This is a genomic window from Drancourtella massiliensis (assembly GCF_016900655.1).
GTDB lineage: Bacteria > Bacillota > Clostridia > Lachnospirales > Lachnospiraceae > Sellimonas > Sellimonas catena.
The window spans coordinates 41,667-60,674 of sequence record NZ_JACJKH010000022.1; the positions used below are offsets into that span (position 1 = coordinate 41,667).

The window sequence follows — 19,008 nt, forward strand, 5'->3', positions numbered from 1 at the left end:
GAATGATCTTCTTAGTCATGCACTCCCACCTTTCCTGCCCGGCGCATGGCCATTTCTATCTCATAAATATTTGTCTCGTTATACAACTTCTCCTTCTGACCTCCCAGCTTGATGCTCCGCAGATAGGACAGCCTGGTATTCTGAGTATTTTTGATATAAATCGATCTGATATATCGATTTTCCGGATTCACTGTTGTATAGATCAGGAATTCATTTTTCAGCACCTCCAGCGGGCGTAAATTGTGTGAAGTAAAGATGAGCTGGCCTTTCGCCTTTTCCTGCATAACTTCCAAACACTCACCTAATAAATACTCATATATTCCGGAATCCAGTTCGTCCACCACTAAGCAGTAGGATGGCCGGTTGTAGCAAGCCACCAGATTACTACAGATGGAAATCAGTTTCTTAATCCCTGCAGACTCATATAGAAGCGGGATACGCGCTCCTCCCCGCATGGTAATCACTTCAAATTGGATACCATCCTTCCCTTGTTCCGTTAACTTATCAAAAGCATTATAAATCTGGATCCGAATATCCGGTACCAGTGCTTTCATCACAATGTTGATCTGCTCAATAGTCTTTTCTACATAAGGGAATATATCTCTAGGTACAATATTTATATCTGTCAACTTCAGCAAGATACCCGTGATCTTCGGCTTCATGGTATCCGGCCAGTCCACATTAAGGGGAATGGCATCCAGATTTAATGCCAGGAGTCCGTAATGTGTATTCTCAATAACTGCCAGATCATACATCCCGTAGTTCTGCAGAAGATGGGACAGAGCATAGATTCTTTCTGTATCTCCGTCTGCTTTTTCAAAGACTTCTTTTGCTTTCCGTGAAAAGAGGAAAGATCCAACTTTAGGGATTTGCTTCTCTTCATCAAATTCTTCTGTTGTCTGACGGGCAATCCCTAACGCCACCATACTTTCCATGTCCTTTTGAAAACGGGCATAATATTTTAAAGGCCGGAAAAGCTCTTTATCCCCTTTTTGATATTCAAAAATAGGGGTAAGACGGGTACGTTTCCCTTCCTCTATTTCCCGTACACTTAGTCTTTCTGCACTGATGCAGAAACTATTTTCCCCGTTTTTCGTAATCTCAACTTCATATACCGCATACATCGTTTTCGCATCCGTCCAGATCTCAAATCCATACTGCACACGGGCAGTCTCTGCAAGAGCATTGATATAATGATAAAAACGAGCCGGCATCCGTCTTCCGGAAAGCAGGCACTTTAACATCACCATGCAATCTACCACAACTGTTTTTCCTGAACCATTCTGACCATAAATTCCAAGGATACTCCCTTTTTTACCCCTTGCAAATTCAATTTTTCCATACTGGACATTTTTAATATTCTCGATCTCCAGCGTAGATAAACGAATGATATGCCGCATAAACATCCTCTCCCTTTTCGTTTTTTTCATTATAGGTTAGGATTTCCAAAAAGTCAATTCTTAATCTGACTTTGTTAATTTTATTAACAAATGACATTTTTAAATTTTAATCAAGGCGTAACAAATATAGCTTGAATAAGATCCTAGACAAATGTCTCTGCCGTATTTCATTTGATACTTAATTGGGATTATTTCGGTGAACACCGTTGAATGTCGAAAGACAGAGCGTCTTTTGGATAATATTAACACGACGTAAAACCTGACTGATAATTCTGATACATATCAGGCAGATTTCGTTTCAGCTTCTTCTTCCATTGCTTGAACAATCTGCTCTACATCTTCGATAAACCCTGCGGCTATCTCTTCTCCTGATTTTAAGGCTTCTTCTATATCCTTCATTCTAAGCTGGATATTTTCATATTTTTCTGTACGATTCCATCTCTCTTCATAAATTTCGCACAAACCATATTTGGTCAACTCATGCATATAGAAATCAAAAGCGCTGGCTAAAAATATGATTTGTGCACGCCAGATATTTTCTGCTTCTTCTTTTTTCCCAGAATGCCAGAGATCATCAGCAACGGTAAACTGCGCATGAATTGCGCATAGTGATTCTTCACAATGCTGTCTAATCTGCCGGATTTCAAACCGTACCACTTTTCTTTGTACTTTTTCTCGTGTATTTCGTTTCTTGACATCAGGTCAAAATTTCTTTTTCCCATGTATCCCCTCCTATTCTTCACCATCTTTCCCTGCTTTTCGGAAAAATACGTGATTCAGCATAGGAATTGCTCCATATTTACCAGACACATAACCCTTGGCAAGATTTTCTGATTTCCGTACATCCTTGATCTCTACGAGGGAATATAAATCCGTCGCCCGATCTTTGTTTAATTGCGTAAACCAAACCTGATCTCTACGAAACAGTTCCCTGTTCAACAGACTGGTATCATGAGTTGAAAAAATCAACTGGGCAAATATATCTTTTTTATAATTCTGAAACAGCTGCACAATTTTATAGATAACAGCCTCATGCAGACTCGCTTCCAACTCATCGCAAATCAATACTTTACCCGTATTCAATATGTCAATCATCGGGCAAATAATTTCAAAAAGCCGCTTGATTCCGGATGATTCCTCACTTAATAAATCTATCTCGAATTGGTCATATACGACTTTCGCTTCTATACGGTTGCCCTCCTGTTCTGGAATCAGGCCCATCAAATTATCAGGAAGTTGTAAATCCCTCTTTAAGTCAGTAAATTTTACCTTTTCTACCTTTAACTTCACATCCTGGATTCCGGTATCCAAAGCGTTCAGCATCTGCAAAAATTCTTCTTTGATAGAAGGATTATCCTGCATAAGACGAATCGAATATTCCGTCCAATTATTCATGGAAGGATTGTAAATCACAATGTCTGTAGTATAAAAGAGAAATGCTTCTTCCAGTTCTCTCACATTACTATAATTGGCAGCACACGAAAGAAATAAACGGTTTTCTTTTAACACATCTTTAATACTGACATCAAAGGATGATTTATAACGGTTTCCCGGCTGAATGTTCATTCTGTCCCGCTCAAATATTTTTACCTGTCTGCCATTTGGAAAATAATACAAATATTCTTCAGTAATGACTCCTCCCTCTATGCTGAAACCATACGCATACCTGACATTATTACGTATAAACTGAATGTCAAACGTGCTTGGATTCTCTTTTTCAGATAATTTATGTGCAGCCTGAGGGATCTTCTGCCCCGGCTGATATGAAATACTGATCTGAACCAGATTGCACATAAACAGCAGGGCGTTGATAAAATTACTTTTGCCAGATCCATTTGCTCCATATATGACAGCCGATCGTAAAACCCGAAAATTGTTATAAACTTTCAAAAGCTCTTCTGATGTGTCGTCTTTTCCCGCGATCATAGAAAATCTGATCTCTTCTTTAATAGACTTAAAGTTCGAACATCTGAATTCTAATAACATTGCGCCACCTCCTTTATATCCTTATGATACCCCTTTTTCTTTATTTTTGCCAACGGATTTGCATTTTTTATGCAAATCACGCATTTTAAATATTTCATTTTAAGTTTTATTTTCTCCATAAGGATTCCATTTATTCAGGTGATGCAACTAATATGAATATTCCAAAATAATTTCCTGCATACTCTCCCCTGACAAATGTCTCTGCCGTATTCTGTTTGTAAATAAGTTGAATCGTTCGGCGAACACCGTTGAAACTCGAAAGGCAGACTGCCGTTCGGATAATGATAAAGTAACATAAAGAATCGGCAGAGACAAGATGCCGGGAAATGAAAATTTTCTAATGTCTGCTGAATGGTCTAGAGGTTAAAATTTTCTCCAGACCATTTTGTTTACAACACCGGTATAGCTTTGAATGATCTTGACTACTTTGGTGCTGACATTTTCTTCGATGTAATCCGGAACCGGAATTCCATAATCCCCGTTCTGGTTCATTTCAACTGCTGTATCCACAGCCTGAAGAAGCGAATTCTCATCGATTCCAGCCAGAATAAAGCAGGCCTTATCAAGAGCCTCCGGCCGTTCTGTAGATGTACGGATGCAGACTGCCGGGAACGGATTTCCAATGGAGGTAAAGAAAGAACTCTCCTCCGGCAGAGTTCCTGAATCCGATACAACCGCAAAGGCATTCATCTGAAGGTGGTTATAATCGTGGAATCCAAGCGGCTCATGCTGTACTACCCGCGGATCCAGTTCAAATCCTGATTCTTCCAGACGCTTTCTGGAGCGCGGATGACAGGAATACAGAATCGGCATGTCGTACTTTTCTGCCAGTTTGTTAATTGCTGTAAATAATGAACGGAAGTTTTTCTCCGTATCGATATTTTCCTCTCTGTGGGCGGAAAGCAGCATATATTTGCCCGGTTCCAGTCCAAGCCTGTCCAGAATATCCGAACTCTGAATTGCTTCCAGATTCTGATGCAGCACCTCTGCCATCGGACTTCCCGTTACATAAACACGCTCTTTTGGCAGTCCACATTCATGCAGATACTTTCTTGCATGCTCACTGTAGGCCAGATTGACATCGGAAATAATATCCACGATCCGGCGGTTTGTCTCTTCTGGCAGACACTCGTCCTTGCAGCGGTTTCCTGCTTCCATATGGAAAATCGGGATATGCAGCCGTTTCGCCGCAATCGCAGACAGACAGGAATTGGTATCTCCAAGGATCAGAAGCGCATCCGGCTTGATCTGGTTCATCAGCTTGTATGAGCAGTTGATGATATTTCCAACTGTCGCTCCCAAATCATCACCCACTGCGTCCATATAAACTTCCGGATCATCAAGTTTCAGATCCCGGAAAAAGACGCCGTTCAAGTTGTAATCATAATTCTGTCCCGTATGGGCCAGAACACAGTCAAAATAGCTCCTGCACTTGTTGATCACCGCGCCAAGCCTGATAATCTCCGGGCGGGTTCCAACGATAATTAATAATTTTAATTTTCCATTTTCTTTAAAATGAATATCTGAATAATCTGTTCTCATATTTTCTCCTATTCTACATCAATCGCATAATACATGGGAATACAGCCTTCTTCCGCTTCTTCCAGAGAAAAACTGATATCATCATCCAGTTTTTCAAATCCGTTTCGCAAATATAAATGATACCCTTCCTCAGTAGAACTCAAAGTAACAAACGTAAATCCAAGATGCTTAACTCTGATTTCTTTAATCTTTTCCATACAGTCAAGAAGCAGAAAATCCGAGGTGTGTATCACCGTTCCGTCTTCTAAATATTCCTGAACAGTCCCTTGATATTCTCTGTCCAATGCAAAACAATTAATATGTACAGCTCCACCTATTTTCCGCCTTATCCCATATTCAGTCTGCTCAATGTAGCCAACACCTAAATTATAGTATCCAACAATTTTTTTATTATCATCTGTTAAAAGTACATAAGTTTTTCCAAAATTATTATCTAATGAAATGGAATCTTTTAAGAATTGATCGAGATATTCATTACCAGAATGGAAAGATGATGCCAGCTTCTGATAGCTGGCATCGTAAAGAACAACATTGATCTGATTATATGCCATACTACTCCTTTGTAATAATTGCTTCCGGCCTCTGAGTCAAAGGATTAACACCAAAAGAGATTTTATGAGTCTTAAAATATTCTCTTCTCGCTTTTGCCTCTTTTGACAATGGCTTTCTGACAGTTAAATCCTTTGATGTAACAAAAGGCTGGTCTGAAATGCGAGCATAATTCATGATAATCCCCCTTTCTGTTTTTCCAAGTATAACACCCGTAAAACAGATTGTAAAGATTCCAGATGCTGTTCTTTTTTATTCTTTCCGAGTGATAATGATTTTATTATACCGTCTCGCCAAAGGTGTCCGGATGCTCCGGATCAAACGGCTCATTTGCCCACATAACCGTCACCAGATTCTCTGTTTCTGACAGGTTGATGATATTGTGGGTATACCCTGGAATCATATCCACTACCGTAATATCATCGCCGTTTACTTCATAATTGACAACCGGATACGGATTTCCATTTTCATCTTCACCGATCTTGCTTCACTGTATCTACATCCATGCTAATTACATCAGAATCTTTTTTCACCGCTGTGATCAGATATCTCGATAATAATAATTCTCTATTATCCTGACGCTCTCTATTGCTTTCAGGTCTATACTTGCAACCCAAACCGTCATATAATGCAACCATTTATCAAAATTTGAACATCTAATCTTTAATTACTATTTTCTAACATAATAGTTAGGCTCATTAGAAATAATACGAGCAGGATTTCCTGCTATCCTACAATTTCCTTCTGGAAATGATTTGCATACTACAGTATTTGCACCTATCATTGTATTGTTGCCAATTTCAATTTTACCAAATATTTTAACTCCAGGTCCTATCCACACATTATCGCCAATCATAGGAACCGAATTTTTCTCAATATTCTGCCCGATATTAACACCCTGATGAATATCACACCACTCCCCGATTTTGGCGTTTTCATTGATAACTATTAATCCAAAATGATTAATTCGCAATCCTGCTCCCACAACATTACATGGTATGGAAAACCCTAATTTTAATCCGTACTTTTTATGCAAAAAACTATACAGTTTTCGTAAAAAAAAATTTGAATTTGTATTAACATAATATTCATGTTTTCGCAAAATTATTTCAAATTTCCAAATATCATCTCCAAAGAAATGTGGTCGTTTATATTCTTTTCCCAGAGCACTTTTATCCATTTTTAAATATTGTTTTAAATCTTCTTTATTTTTTATCATTGTTAAATATATCTCCTATTATTGTAGGATTTCTATAAATTCACACTAAATTGCACCATTTACTTCGCTATTAAATAACTTTTTGTATCTTTCATACAGGCGAGAGTTAGTTAACCGAGAAGTGCATATCTATTTTCTCTCTAATATATCAGCTATCCTCTTGCATGCAAAACCATCCCCATACGGATTCACCGCCTGGCTCATTCTTTGATATTCGTTTTCATCATCTAGTAGTAATTTAAAATTATTATAAATTATTTCTTCATCCGTACCAACAAGTTTTAATGTACCTGCGGCAATGCCTTCTGGTCGTTCAGTTGTATCTCTCATAACAAGCACCGGCTTTCCCAATGAAGGCGCCTCTTCTTGTATTCCACCTGAATCTGTCAGTATCAAATAGCTTCTTGATAAAAAATTGTGAAAATCCACAACATCCAATGGTTCAATAATATGTATCCTGTCATCTCCACCTAAAATCTGATCAGCTGTTTCTCTAACTACCGGATTCATATGAATCGGATAAATTGCCTTTACATCCGGATGCTCATCGCAAACCCGTCTAATCGCACGAAACATATGTTGCATAGGTTTCCCAAGATTTTCTCTTCGATGTGCTGTAATCATAATCAATCGACTATCTTTCGCCCACTCTAATTCAGGATGAGTATAATCTTTTCGAACAGTAGTCTTCAAAGCATCAATAGCAGTATTACCAGTCACATAAATACTTTCCTTATTTTTCCCCTCTTTTAAAAGATTCTTTTTTGAAATCTCAGTTGGAGCGAAATTATAAGTAGCAAGAATGCCAACTGCCTGACGATTAAATTCTTCCGGATATGGAGAATAAATATTATATGTTCTTAATCCAGCTTCTACATGTCCAACGGGAATCTGCAAATAAAAACAAGCCAATGCGGTTGCAAATGTTGTGGAGGTATCTCCATGAACAAGAACCACATCTGGCTTGGCTTCTTCTAAAACTTCTTTTATTTTATTGAGTATATTGGTTGTTACATCAAACAATGTCTGCCGTTCTTTCATAATTGATAAATCATAGTCTGGTTCAACCGAAAATATTTTTAAAACCTGATCTAACATTTGTCTATGCTGACCTGTTACACATACTATCGTTTTCAATGTTTTTCTTTTCTTTAGCTCGTTTACTAATGGGCACATCTTAATAGCCTCAGGCCGAGTGCCAAATACTAACATTATTCTTTTCATTTTTTAACCCTTCTTTATTTTTTTATTAAAATAAATAAATATTTTTTTCCGAAATACATAACTATTACTGCTTCTATTATCAATAAAATTATAATACCTGATGTTTTAAAACAATAGTAGGCTATCATTGAACAACTTAGCAAAATTAAAGGCAAAACTATTCTAGAAAAATATATGGTAATATTAACAAATTTTTTTACGGATTTTAATCTGACAAGCAAAAAAATACCATATGAAATAATGTTTGCTAGTGGATATCCATATATTCCTATAATCGGAATTAAAATAAAAGAAGAAACAATATTAGCTATTGCAGCATAAATTGTTGTTGAAAATGCATCTTTCGTTTTCATCGATGCAGTATAAACTGTTCCCAAAAATGTTGCCGCTGCATTTAAAAGCATTGATATAAATAATAATGGTATAATTCTATTTGCTTCTTCATATTGATCTGACACCATAAACTCCATATATAATCTAACAATTAAAATTAATCCGGAAATTCCCACTATAAGAAACAAAAGCAGTCCATTGAAGTTTTCAGAAAAATATTCATCTTTATCTTCACTGTCTATTTCATAAATAGAATTTTCTGTCCAGGCTAGGAAATAAATTTGCATTACCACTGAAACAAGATTTGGGAATCTCGTTGCTAATGCAATAATTCCATTTGCCGAAATGCCGACAAAATGATTAACAATATATTTCCCAACAATACCATTAAACCACCAACAAATTTGATTAGGTACTAACGGAAGACTATATTTTAACTGTTTCTTTATTTCATTTTTGGTTAAACATTTAAAATCGATGTATTCCCACAGTTTTGTTTGCCAAATACCATAAACTGATATGACTATAGAAGCTACAAGAGGAGCAATTAATAATGAAGTTTCTTTTAAACTATGAATGAGTGCAATATTTACAATAGCTTGTACAAAAGTTGATAATACGCCCGTTATTGCATATTGCACATTTTTTTGTATTCCTCTCAACACTTGTTGATTGAAAATCCCTAGATATAGCGCAATAAAATACATACAAAAAATTGTTGTATATGCAAAATCAGTCACTATGGCATATGGGATAAAACATATCAAGAAAGCCCCAATTCCTACTAAATATATGAAAAAAGCACTTGTGGTAGCCTTCTTTCTTTCTTGTTCATTTTTACAATTAAACAGAAACCGAAATATACTTTCTGTAGTTTGCAAAGTAAAAACAGGACCAATTAAAGGAACCACACTTAAAATCAAATCCACACTACCAAAACGTTCTGGTTCCAAAACACTAGTGTAGAGCGGCAGTAAGAAAAAGGATAATAATTTTGATCCAAAATTTCCAATGAAATAGATCATTGTTGTTTTAATCATTCTTTTATTCCTATTCATTATCTTTTCCTCATTCTATTTAATATTCTGTAAATTTTTACTTTCGCAAGCTGTTTGCAGTTAATTTTTTTATCTAAAGCTCTCAATGAGTCTTGTCCTCGTAACATTTCGAAAATCTCATTATAATTTAAAGGACGCCTTAAATTTTTCATTTGTTGATATTTCAAACAGTCCTGAATATCCCCCTCTTCAACATGAAATTCTTCTGATCTCAAAAGATCGTTGATAATTATATTGCCCTTTTGAGACATAGGAATAATCATACTTCTTCCTTCCTTATTATTTAAAAATCTTGGCCCCCAATAATCGGCTACTCGAATATCTGAACATCCTTGATCTCTAAAGCTACATTCATAACAACATGAATTATATGTTTTTCCTACATTGAAAAAATGAAAAAAGAGATCTTTTTCTTCAGTCTCACAATATTCCATGCTATCATAGTGATATGACATTGTTTTACTTCTCCAACCGTTACGCTTATCTCTAAACTTAAGAGAATTTATTGTTTCTCCATTCAAATATTTTTTCCATACAAGATATGAAGGGACTCCGTGGCAAATAATATCTATCAAAAGAAAATTTTCCCTTTTTTTCTTTTGTATTAAGTAACGATCCACAGATGCTATCTGACAAGGCGTACCAATAATAATTCCTTTTTCTAATTCTGATAAATATTTAAAACCTTCCAAAGAATAACTTTGTAAATACTTTGATCCCGCTGCATTCCATAATTCTTTATCATTAGTAATTAAAATATGCTCAGCACGATTATTTATATAACTATAGTGTACTCCAACAACAGGTATTTGTTTTTCCAAAGCTTTTTCAGAAATAAAAGTGCAAAATCCTCCTGAACTTACATTTTTTAATTTTTCTCTATTTAACCAATATCCAGAATATATCTTTTGATTTTCTACTTGAGGTATGCTTAATCTTTTTATATTTTGTCCACATACTCTAACGCATTGTTTACAAGATATACATAGGTTATAGTCAATTTTGGCCTCATAAAATCCATTTCTATTCAATGCTACCGTAATACAATTTTGTGGACACGCTACTGCACACACTCCACATCCACAGCAATTCGAAGTAATAGTAACTTTTTTATTTAATTCATGTTTTAGTGATTCATTAAGTGCTTCTGACAAATATCTAATAGATCTCTTTTTTTCACGTTCTAAAATTTCATTGCTCTTTTTAAAATTAATATCCAATAAATTGTTTTCAAAATACTTTTGATTATGATCATATAATCTTTCCTGTAATTCAAACATTCTTAGTGCATTGTATACTCTTGAGTTTTGAGACAATTTATTATCTTTAAATCGCTTAAATGTAACAAATGGAACTTTAAAATTAATAGAAAAAATTGTTCCATGAAATGAATCAGTAAAAACACATTTTGCATTTTTTATTAGTCTTAGAAAGTCTTCCGGACCTTGTGATTTTTCTACCACTTCTTTATATTGCATATCTTTAGGCTTTGTCGGCAAGAGAACCAAATTCAATCCATATTTATTGGCCAATTTTCTACATATGGTTATATATTTATCATTATCTCCTAAAAAATAAGCCAAAGCATACGATGAATCTGTATTATTCTGGTGATCTATTATTTTTTCCCATCCCTGTTCATCTATAAGTAAAGTTGGATCTAGTACGACCTCAGGCTTTTTCCCACATATCTTTTGAATTAATGACTGTCCTTCCTTTTCCCTTATAGACAAATAAGAAAATCTAGAGATTAAACGCTTCATTTCTGCCTCTACATATTTATTTTCAATTACTGGGAGACCAATACTTGGCGCATATGCAATTTTTTTATATTCTTCTGCTACAAAATCTAAAAAATAGTTTTTATCAAATACAGTTGGTGCCCATATTTGATCACTTCCACAAACAAATACATCATATCTATCATTTAGCTGATAAAGTTCATTATCAGTCCAAGCTGTTGTTCCTATATTTAAATATTTATTTCGGAACTCGTTGTATTTATCATTCTTTGGTAATTTATATTTTCGCCCCTGTGTTTTATTTCGAATTTTTTTTAATACTTTTAATCCGTAATTTTCTTTAATTCTATAAGCACTCTTTGGCTGATAATTAATTATTTCAACATCCAAATTTAACGTCTTTATAGTTTCCTGCAATGCATATGCCTGTAACAAACTTCCATAATTATCATAAGTAAACCATGTCATAATACCGGCTTTTTTCATTATTTTACTTCCTTTTTTTATGTACTAATCGCTTTATGTTCACTAAAATATTTGTTATATTAGGTCCTAAAAAATTTGTAACTCTATTTTTAAATTTACTTTTTTTACTCAACCATGACCCATCAAAATGATGAATTGTATATGTTTGACTTGTAATCTTTAATTTGTGTGTCTTTACATCTTTTGGACAAAAATATTCTGCTGGGTATAATGTAAACCCTTCAACTGTCTGCTTTTTTCCATTTAGACTTAATCCCGCTTTTATGCAGGCATTAGTTATAAGTGTAACATTTGTTGTTAAATCCATTGTTCCATCTTCTCTAAAAAAATGTTTATCCGTATATTCCGAAAGCAATTTTCCAAAAAAAGGTTGTTTCTTTTCACTAGCCATTATACCAGTTGGAACAGATGTCTTTGTTTCAAATCCTGAAAACGCTTCTTCTGATAAAAAAGGGTCCAGTGGCTTTAGTACCTCCACGTCCGTATCCATATATATTCCCCCATAATTAAATAGTGCATATAATCGAACGTAGTCCGTTACAAAAGCCCATTTTTTTGCCTTATACGCTTCTTCACAATATGAATTAGAAGAAATGTCAAAGTTCGTTTCATTCCATTCTACTATTTTATAATCAGGTAAATATCTTTTCCAACTTTCAATACATCTTTTTGCTAATTGCGGTTTTTCGTTCCCACCAAACCAACAATAATGAATAATTTTAGGTATCATAACATCCTCCTTTTCTGATAATTAGCATAACAATAAAGTAGCATTCCTAAGAAAAACACCCCTAAGTACCCTACCGCTTCAAAAATATATACGAATAATATTCCTATCAATGCAATCAATATATATACAACACATTCATCTTTTACTTTTGTAATTCCTCTTATATAAAGCACAAACAAAACTAACGGAATCAGTGAAATAAACCCGCCATAATATAGTTCCTGAAGATACGTATTATGAGAACTAAAAAATCCCGTCATGGAATATGCTGAATTGATTATTTTATTCATAAAAATAATATTGGCTGATTCTGTCATTCCATTACCCAATAATAAATTTTCTTTTATTATCGGAATAACATTTTCCCAAATATATGTTCTTCCGCTAAAAGTAACATTTTTACCGAAGAAATTGTAAATAAAATCTCTAAAATATACCTGTATGTTTTGGAAAATAATTAGATATACGAAAATTGCATATCCTACAATAATAGAGAAAAAATCAAATTTTTTTACAACATTTTTAAATCCTTTCACGATATATAAGATCAAACAAATTATCCAGGCCATTTTGGCATTTGAAGAATAAAAAAGGAAAATATTAGCCAATGAAAATAACAGCAAATAAAAACTGAAAATCAGGTGTGAATGTTTAGCCTTATTAATTTTAGAATCCAGATAAATGCAGCATATTCCTACTATATATATAACTCCCATCTGATTAGCAACACCAAGAAAATACTGATATTCCCCATATCTGCTAGGATCAACAAGATAGATTATTATATTCAGCGTAAGTAAAACTTTAAATATTAATGCTATTGAAGAAATAAGAATCTTAAAATCTTTCTTTGTATAATATTCCATTAGCATAGCTAATCCTATAGTTGGATATGCAGTCATAATCAATGTTCTTAGGCTATGCCCATTTAAAAGCGTACTTATGGAAATCATAAGATAGTATAAAAAAATTAGTACTATAGGAATTGATATTTTTTTGTACTTAAACAGATACAAAAGTAAAACGACTAAAAAGGCCATTCTTGAAGCATTTGTATAGAAGAAGTTTCCACTAAGCTCCTCAATCACATAAAATCGCATCAATAAAAACAATCCTAGTATAAGTAAACATTTTTGACATAGACTTTTCGGACTCTCGATACGCATTTACCTTCTCCTTGCTATTTTTTTAATAATTTATGAAAAATCAAATACAAATCCGGGCTAATCATAAATAATCCAACTTTAATTTTATTTTTTGTCCCAATTGCTTTATGATATAGTAGCCCTTTATCAACAAATCTCTTCCTTTTAGACTTAGGAATTCTTGCTTCATAAAACATATATAGATACTTTTCTACCAAAGAATTATTCAACAACTTTTTTAGATCATTATCTTCTAACTCGGAATAAATTTTTTCTAATTCTCTAAGAGATGCAAATAAATCTTCCGCGTTTTTCAACTTATTTTTTTTCGTTGTAATAGTATTGGAATTTATAAAATAGTTGTAAAAGCAAAAACGAAGAGGTAATACCCTTGAAGCCGCTAATAATGCTCTAGGAGTAAACTCTTCATCTTCATGCAGTATTCCTTTTTTGAATCTTAATTTTTCATTATCCAGGAATTCCTTTTTATAAATATAAGACCATGATGCCATAAACATTGTTTTATTCTGTAATTCTGTTTTTAAAAAATCATTTCCATTCTTAGCTATTTTCTCTTTTGAGCTATGTTTATAATATTTCTTTCTACCCTCTTCTATTCTTACAAAATCACATGCAATAATGTCATAGTCATGCTTCATTAAAATTTCTGATAAAATTTCACATGTATTATTCCTTATTGCATCATCGCTATCTACAAACAATATGTATTTTCCCTTTGCAGCATCGATTCCTACATTTCTAGCATCAGATAATCCACCATTTTCTTTATCTATAATACGGATTATAGGATATTTTCTAGTATAATCTTCTGCAATTTCCCTACTTGAATCCTGGCTCCCATCATTAATCAATAATATTTCAACATCATCGAGTTTACTTTGATTAATAAGACTCTCCATGCATCTTCTGATATATTTTTCGACATTGTACATCGGTACGACTATAGATATTAACATTTTTTCCCCTTTCTATATTCGTGCTTTCATTCCTTCTAACATAGTTTTATAAATCTGGATCATTGACAAATTCGATTTATACAACTTTCTATGCCTGATTATGTCCAGAACACAAAAGGCATAACAACCATATTTACTAATCTGTTTATACAGTACTCCCTTATCATAAAAATATTTTTTGTCATAGCCGTTAAACCAAGAAGATTCCTCTTGCTTTATATCTGCTATCAAAATTGGTACTGCATATATTTTCAATCCTTTATTGAGACATTCTATCAGAAACAGTGAATCTTCTCCGGCTGAATATTTTGCTCCTCCACCAAATAATGTTGAAAAATGCACATTAGCATATTTCAATCTATCAAGTCTCACAGCGATTCTAGCCGCCCCATATTTCAAACAATTCCATTTGTAAACCCTATGTGTTTTTCTAATCATCTTACGTGCACGTGTTTCATGTCCGATAGTTTCTATATTGAAAATAATGATATCTGCCTTTGGTATTTTGTTAAAATATTTTACTATTTTTTTTGCATAACTATCTTGGTAATGCATATCATCATCAGCTAATATACATATTTGTCTATCCGCATATGCTAATGCCATGTTTCTATTTTTTCCAACTCCTTTATGAGAATTTGAAACAAATTGAATTTTTTTTCCATTTAGTATATTTTCTTTGTAACTCACTTCATTACCTTGGTTTGAAATTACTGCATCTGTTTGAAGATTCATTCTCCTGTAGAGTTCCAGTCCATCGTTTTTCTGTGTTGTTACAACTAAAACCTGCACATCATTTTCACTAAACACTTTTCATTATTCCTCTCACTCTTGATTGAATTATAATCGGGCATTTCTTTATCATATTTTTGGCACTTTTTAATGTTTTTACTTTCACAGATAGACCATTATAATAGACTTTATATGCTTCCTTGATTTTATTTTTTTTAAGATAATCAAGTATTTGTTCACGCTTTCTTGCATCATATTCTCTTGGTTTACCATAAGATTGTGCTGAAATTATTTCTTCAAACTCGACCTTCTTCGTTTTTAAGTATGGAGAAATTTCTTTGAAAATTTCATATCCCTTTTTTGTATTAACAATAACTGCTGATACACCTTCCATATTAGATGCGTATCTTTTTCCCCAAAAATCCCCTATTCTCAAATCAGAATACTCTACCGTACTTCGAGCTTTGCACTTATAACACGAATTGTTGAAACATAGTTCGGAAAAAAACAAATCATAAAACTGATCATTAGTTCTTTTTGATAAAATTTCTTTTTTATCCGCATCAATAAAGCGTGTTGCAAAATTATGCCATCCATAATCTTTAGTTCTAAAGTCTACTTTCAAAAAGGGACTTTGAAATTCTTTTATATAACTTTTCCACAAAGAAACTGGTGCAATACCATGACAGAAAAAATCAATCAATAGTAAATTATCTTTTTTATGTTCTTCAGCCCATTTTCGTAATGCATAAATTTGGCATGGCGTCCCTATAACTGCATATTTATCCTCTTTGTTCTTAGTAATCTCCTTAAATGCTTCTACTGTATAACTTTGAAAATACTTTGATCCTCTATATTTCGTTATACTATTTACATCCGAAGTAGTTGTTGTCTTTATGATATCCTTTTCATAATCGTACTCTACTCCAACCACTTTATAACCGTGCTTTATACATGCTTTCATTATTTCCTCGGATATTGCTCCTGACGAACATTCTCTTACTAGTTCCTTATCTTTATTAACAGCACTATATGCATGTACATTCTTTTTAGCCGTTAATGAAATATTTTGATCAAAACGATAACATATCTTCTTACACTTTCCGCATGCTATACATTTTTCTTCATTTATTTCTGGACGATAAAATCCATTTTCGTCTAATTTAATTTGAATTGCCTCTACTGGACATATCGCACTGCACATCCCGCAACTTGTACATTGATCATAATTAGAAATATCGGCTATATTATTCATCTTTTTTCTCCACTGATAATAAGTATTTTTTTGCCTTTTGCCGCTCATATTGAAGTATTTTCTTTGACTGAACAAATGTATTTTCTTCAATTGAAACTAACTCATTAATATCAGAAGTCACTAACCTCCCATTAAGCTGAAATTTGCTTAATACATTTTCTACACGTGTAGATTGGTTCGCAGCAACACCATACATTCTATTGAATACATAGAAGTCTTTCTGGAATAGAATAGAGAATACTGTTCCATGAAAAGAATCAGTCAGAACAAATCTACATTTCGCAATCTCTTCAAGAAATTCTTTTGGTCCTGCCTGCATAAGCTTTGTATTCAACTTTGGAAAATTTGTATAAGTGTAATTTAATACTTTAAATCTATGTCCTTCCAATTCTAATTTTCGAATTAGTTTCTCTGCTATTGGATTCGGCTTATCTAAGAAATAAAGTAGTATATAATCCGACTTTTTTTTGTCTGAAATGAAATCTTTCCACACCTGCTCATTTACCAATAATGTTGGATCCAAAAGCAGGGTTGCTTTTCGGTGTGTCATCTCATTAATTAGATCAATTCCCTTTTCTTCTCGACAAGACAGCCTTCTAAAAGTAGAAATTCTTTTACTAATCTCCTTTTGATTATATTTGGGGATTTCTTCTTTGCCAAAACTAGGGGCAAATGCAACTCTTTTCGCTGCTGGTACAAATCGCAAATAATACAAAGGATCTAAGTACAGATTTGTTGCATTCCAAATTTGATCGCTACCACAAATAAAAAAAGCAAACTCCTCTTTGTTTGCTATCTTTTTCAATTCAGTATAAGAATGTTTATGTACTGAAAGGTTCTTATTAAATTCTATAAATTTCTTTTTGCTCTCTTCTGATAATGTACTACTAAAATTTTTCTCATAAGAAATCAAACTTTTTTTTAGTACATTTGGTCGAATAAGCCCTCTTCTAAAAATAGTGAAGCATTTCCTTAAGGTAATATCTCTCCCTTTGCTAAAGCTACTAGTTTTTTCTATTACATAAGGTTCATATCCCAAATCTTCCACAAACTTCTTTACAGCATATGCCTGTAAACTAGTCCCAAAATTATATCCTTTATACGGAGTAACAATTCCTATCTTTTTCATTCTAACTTTAGTACTCCTTCCTATTTATGCAAAATTTTAAGAAATTTTTAGGATTACTAGAAAAGGCCATTAGAAAATAGTACAGACTATTTCCTATTTTTCTATTTTTTAATTCACATGATAGCAAAACGAGATAATGCCGCATTTTAATATAAGAAATATCCTCTTTAGAAAGCTGAGAAAAAAACTTACGTTTAACTGCATAAAGCTGTTTTTCCCCTTTAATCTTATTATCACCAGCCGTCAATCCGATTCCTTTTCCATGTACATATGCCTTAACACAACATATTGGTTCGTATACAAGTTTTCCTTTATTTTGAATTGCTTTTAGCATTAAATAGAACTCGTCTCCAATATCTATTGAATCAAACAATCCTATTTTAAATAGATATTCACGCCGGAACATAAAAGTATCTGTTCCTGTCAAATGATACTTCAAATGCAATACTAGTGGTTTATCCCCATTTTTCAAATAGGAATGTCTACGCTTTCTTACTAATTTCCCATTATCATTAAATAAATTCAAATCAGTAAGCGAAAAATCTCCTCCTTCTTTTTCCATTAGTTTAAGCTGAGATTCTATTTTTAATGGTAAATATTCATCATCATCGTCTAAAAAGGTAATAAATTGCCCTTTGGATTTTTTTATTCCTTCATTTCGGGCCTTTGCTGATCCGAGATTCTTAATATTTTTAATATAAACAATTCTTGGATCATTAAACTTTTCTATTACCTTTCTTACCAATTTTGAATACTTTTCTTCTTGATTATCATCTATAATTATCAATTCCCAACACTGATATGTCTGGGAAATCACTGATTGAATAGAGCGTTCTAAATTTTCTTTTTTCCCTTTATATGTGGGCATAATTACAGAAACTAAAGTCATTTTTCTTCCTCTCTCCTCTTCATCTCTCCGGTTCCGCCTTCTACCACGCCGTCTGACCGCAGCACAGACAGGATCGTGCCAAAGAAGCATTTCACATCCAGACCGAAGCTTAAATTCTCCACATAATAGCCGTCCAGTTTTGCTTTCTCCGGAATTTCCAGCTCGTCTCTTCCGTGGATCTGTGCCCATCCGGTCAGTCCCGGAAGAATATCATTTGCTCCATACTTGTCACGTTCTTCGATCAGATCATACTGATTCCAGAGTGCCGGTCTCGGCCCGATAATCGCCATGTCACCTTTCAGAATATTGATGATCTGCGGCAGCTCATCCAGAGATGTTTTTCTCAGGAACTTTCCGACTTTTGTAATATACTGATCCGGATCTTTTAAAAGATGGGTCGGCATATCTTTCGGTGTATCTGTCCGCATGGTCCGAAACTTCAAAATATAAAAATGTTTTTTGTGAATTCCTACGCGCTTCTGTTTAAAAAAGACCGGTCCTGGTGAATCCAGTTTGATTGCGATCATCAGCGCAAGAAAGAATGGCGACAGGAACACCAGCGCCATCAAAGATAAATAGATGTCCAGATATTGCTTTTTCTTCAGATAGTTT

18 protein-coding genes and 1 pseudogene are annotated in these 19,008 nt (G+C 33.7%); all 19 read right to left on the reverse strand.

Features of this window, described 5'->3' with window-relative positions:
• Positions 1-11: 11 nt before the first annotated feature.
• Entirely contained in the window at positions 12-1,400 is a 1,389-nt protein-coding gene (locus H6A32_RS11920; RefSeq protein WP_204864432.1) for an AAA family ATPase, read from the reverse strand.
• A gap of 282 nt (positions 1,401-1,682) precedes the next feature.
• Complete coding sequence (locus H6A32_RS11925; RefSeq protein ID WP_204864433.1) at positions 1,683-2,057, reverse strand: hypothetical protein; 375 nt, start codon at positions 2,055-2,057, stop codon at positions 1,683-1,685.
• A gap of 75 nt (positions 2,058-2,132) precedes the next feature.
• Complete coding sequence (locus H6A32_RS11930; protein WP_204864434.1) at positions 2,133-3,386, reverse strand: AAA family ATPase; 1,254 nt, start codon at positions 3,384-3,386, stop codon at positions 2,133-2,135.
• Positions 3,387-3,749: 363 nt separating this feature from the next.
• Complete coding sequence (gene wecB / locus H6A32_RS11935; protein ID WP_204864435.1) at positions 3,750-4,928, reverse strand: non-hydrolyzing UDP-N-acetylglucosamine 2-epimerase; 1,179 nt, start codon at positions 4,926-4,928, stop codon at positions 3,750-3,752.
• 8 nt (positions 4,929-4,936) lie between these two features.
• Positions 4,937-5,479: an N-acetyltransferase gene (locus H6A32_RS11940; RefSeq protein ID WP_204864436.1), complete on the reverse strand. Its 543-nt coding sequence runs from the start codon at positions 5,477-5,479 to the stop codon at positions 4,937-4,939.
• Position 5,480: 1 nt separating this feature from the next.
• Positions 5,481-5,654 carry a hypothetical protein gene (locus H6A32_RS11945; RefSeq protein ID WP_158099232.1) on the reverse strand — a complete coding sequence of 58 codons (174 nt, stop codon included), beginning with the start codon at positions 5,652-5,654 and terminating at the stop codon, positions 5,481-5,483.
• Positions 5,655-5,757: 103 nt separating this feature from the next.
• A pseudogene (locus H6A32_RS11950) lies at positions 5,758-5,961 on the reverse strand (capsular polysaccharide biosynthesis protein CapF); the annotation flags it as partial.
• 186 nt (positions 5,962-6,147) lie between these two features.
• On the reverse strand, positions 6,148-6,696 hold the full coding sequence (locus H6A32_RS16725) for a serine acetyltransferase (protein WP_204864437.1): 549 nt from the start codon (positions 6,694-6,696) through the stop codon (positions 6,148-6,150).
• 129 nt (positions 6,697-6,825) lie between these two features.
• Positions 6,826-7,920: a non-hydrolyzing UDP-N-acetylglucosamine 2-epimerase gene (wecB, locus tag H6A32_RS11960; RefSeq protein ID WP_204864438.1), complete on the reverse strand. Its 1,095-nt coding sequence runs from the start codon at positions 7,918-7,920 to the stop codon at positions 6,826-6,828.
• Positions 7,921-7,934: 14 nt separating this feature from the next.
• Complete coding sequence (locus tag H6A32_RS11965; protein WP_204864439.1) at positions 7,935-9,293, reverse strand: lipopolysaccharide biosynthesis protein; 1,359 nt, start codon at positions 9,291-9,293, stop codon at positions 7,935-7,937.
• Between the two features lie 17 nt (positions 9,294-9,310).
• Complete coding sequence (locus H6A32_RS11970) at positions 9,311-11,539, reverse strand: polysaccharide pyruvyl transferase family protein (protein ID WP_204864440.1); 2,229 nt, start codon at positions 11,537-11,539, stop codon at positions 9,311-9,313.
• Between the two features lie 4 nt (positions 11,540-11,543).
• Complete coding sequence (locus tag H6A32_RS11975) at positions 11,544-12,269, reverse strand: glycosyltransferase family 32 protein (protein WP_204864441.1); 726 nt, start codon at positions 12,267-12,269, stop codon at positions 11,544-11,546.
• Positions 12,266-13,435, reverse strand: coding sequence for an O-antigen ligase family protein (locus tag H6A32_RS11980; protein ID WP_204864442.1), 1,170 nt, complete (start codon positions 13,433-13,435; stop codon positions 12,266-12,268). Before H6A32_RS11980 ends, H6A32_RS11975 begins: the two co-directional genes overlap by 4 nt.
• Before the next feature lie 14 nt (positions 13,436-13,449).
• Entirely contained in the window at positions 13,450-14,391 is a 942-nt protein-coding gene (locus tag H6A32_RS11985) for a glycosyltransferase (protein WP_275950823.1), read from the reverse strand.
• A gap of 12 nt (positions 14,392-14,403) precedes the next feature.
• Positions 14,404-15,201 (reverse strand): glycosyltransferase, encoded by a 798-nt coding sequence (locus tag H6A32_RS11990; RefSeq protein WP_204864444.1) that lies wholly within the window; start codon positions 15,199-15,201, stop codon positions 14,404-14,406.
• Entirely contained in the window at positions 15,194-16,426 is a 1,233-nt protein-coding gene (locus H6A32_RS11995) for a Coenzyme F420 hydrogenase/dehydrogenase, beta subunit C-terminal domain (RefSeq protein ID WP_204864445.1), read from the reverse strand. The genes H6A32_RS11990 and H6A32_RS11995 overlap by 8 nt, the downstream gene beginning before the upstream one ends.
• Positions 16,371-17,507, reverse strand: coding sequence for a polysaccharide pyruvyl transferase family protein (locus H6A32_RS12000; protein WP_204864446.1), 1,137 nt, complete (start codon positions 17,505-17,507; stop codon positions 16,371-16,373). The genes H6A32_RS11995 and H6A32_RS12000 overlap by 56 nt, the downstream gene beginning before the upstream one ends.
• Before the next feature lie 7 nt (positions 17,508-17,514).
• Positions 17,515-18,396, reverse strand: coding sequence for a glycosyltransferase family 2 protein (locus H6A32_RS12005; protein ID WP_204864447.1), 882 nt, complete (start codon positions 18,394-18,396; stop codon positions 17,515-17,517).
• The gene (locus H6A32_RS12010) at positions 18,393-19,001 is read right to left on the reverse strand and encodes a sugar transferase (protein WP_204864450.1); all 609 of its coding nucleotides are present in this window, start codon (positions 18,999-19,001) and stop codon (positions 18,393-18,395) included. The genes H6A32_RS12005 and H6A32_RS12010 overlap by 4 nt, the downstream gene beginning before the upstream one ends.
• Between the last annotated feature and the right edge of the window lie 7 nt (positions 19,002-19,008).

What these genes read in the sequence shown, in the direction of transcription:
- H6A32_RS11920 (WP_204864432.1), bottom strand. Translation starts at nt 1,400, where the DNA reads ATGCGGCATATCATTCGTTTATCTACGCTGGAGATCGAGAATATTAAA.
- H6A32_RS11930 (WP_204864434.1), bottom strand. Translation starts at nt 3,386, where the DNA reads ATGTTATTAGAATTCAGATGTTCGAACTTTAAGTCTATTAAAGAAGAG.
- wecB (WP_204864435.1), bottom strand. Translation starts at nt 4,928, where the DNA reads ATGAGAACAGATTATTCAGATATTCATTTTAAAGAAAATGGAAAATTA.
- H6A32_RS11940 (WP_204864436.1), bottom strand. Translation starts at nt 5,479, where the DNA reads ATGGCATATAATCAGATCAATGTTGTTCTTTACGATGCCAGCTATCAG.
- H6A32_RS11945 (WP_158099232.1), bottom strand. Translation starts at nt 5,654, where the DNA reads ATGAATTATGCTCGCATTTCAGACCAGCCTTTTGTTACATCAAAGGAT.
- H6A32_RS16725 (WP_204864437.1), bottom strand. Translation starts at nt 6,696, where the DNA reads ATGATAAAAAATAAAGAAGATTTAAAACAATATTTAAAAATGGATAAA.
- wecB (WP_204864438.1), bottom strand. Translation starts at nt 7,920, where the DNA reads ATGAAAAGAATAATGTTAGTATTTGGCACTCGGCCTGAGGCTATTAAG.
- H6A32_RS11965 (WP_204864439.1), bottom strand. Translation starts at nt 9,293, where the DNA reads ATGATTAAAACAACAATGATCTATTTCATTGGAAATTTTGGATCAAAA.
- H6A32_RS11970 (WP_204864440.1), bottom strand. Translation starts at nt 11,539, where the DNA reads ATGAAAAAAGCCGGTATTATGACATGGTTTACTTATGATAATTATGGA.
- H6A32_RS11975 (WP_204864441.1), bottom strand. Translation starts at nt 12,269, where the DNA reads ATGATACCTAAAATTATTCATTATTGTTGGTTTGGTGGGAACGAAAAA.
- H6A32_RS11980 (WP_204864442.1), bottom strand. Translation starts at nt 13,435, where the DNA reads ATGCGTATCGAGAGTCCGAAAAGTCTATGTCAAAAATGTTTACTTATA.
- H6A32_RS11985 (WP_275950823.1), bottom strand. Translation starts at nt 14,391, where the DNA reads ATGTTAATATCTATAGTCGTACCGATGTACAATGTCGAAAAATATATC.
- H6A32_RS11995 (WP_204864445.1), bottom strand. Translation starts at nt 16,426, where the DNA reads ATGAGCGGCAAAAGGCAAAAAAATACTTATTATCAGTGGAGAAAAAAG.
- H6A32_RS12000 (WP_204864446.1), bottom strand. Translation starts at nt 17,507, where the DNA reads ATGAAAAAGATAGGAATTGTTACTCCGTATAAAGGATATAATTTTGGG.
- H6A32_RS12005 (WP_204864447.1), bottom strand. Translation starts at nt 18,396, where the DNA reads ATGACTTTAGTTTCTGTAATTATGCCCACATATAAAGGGAAAAAAGAA.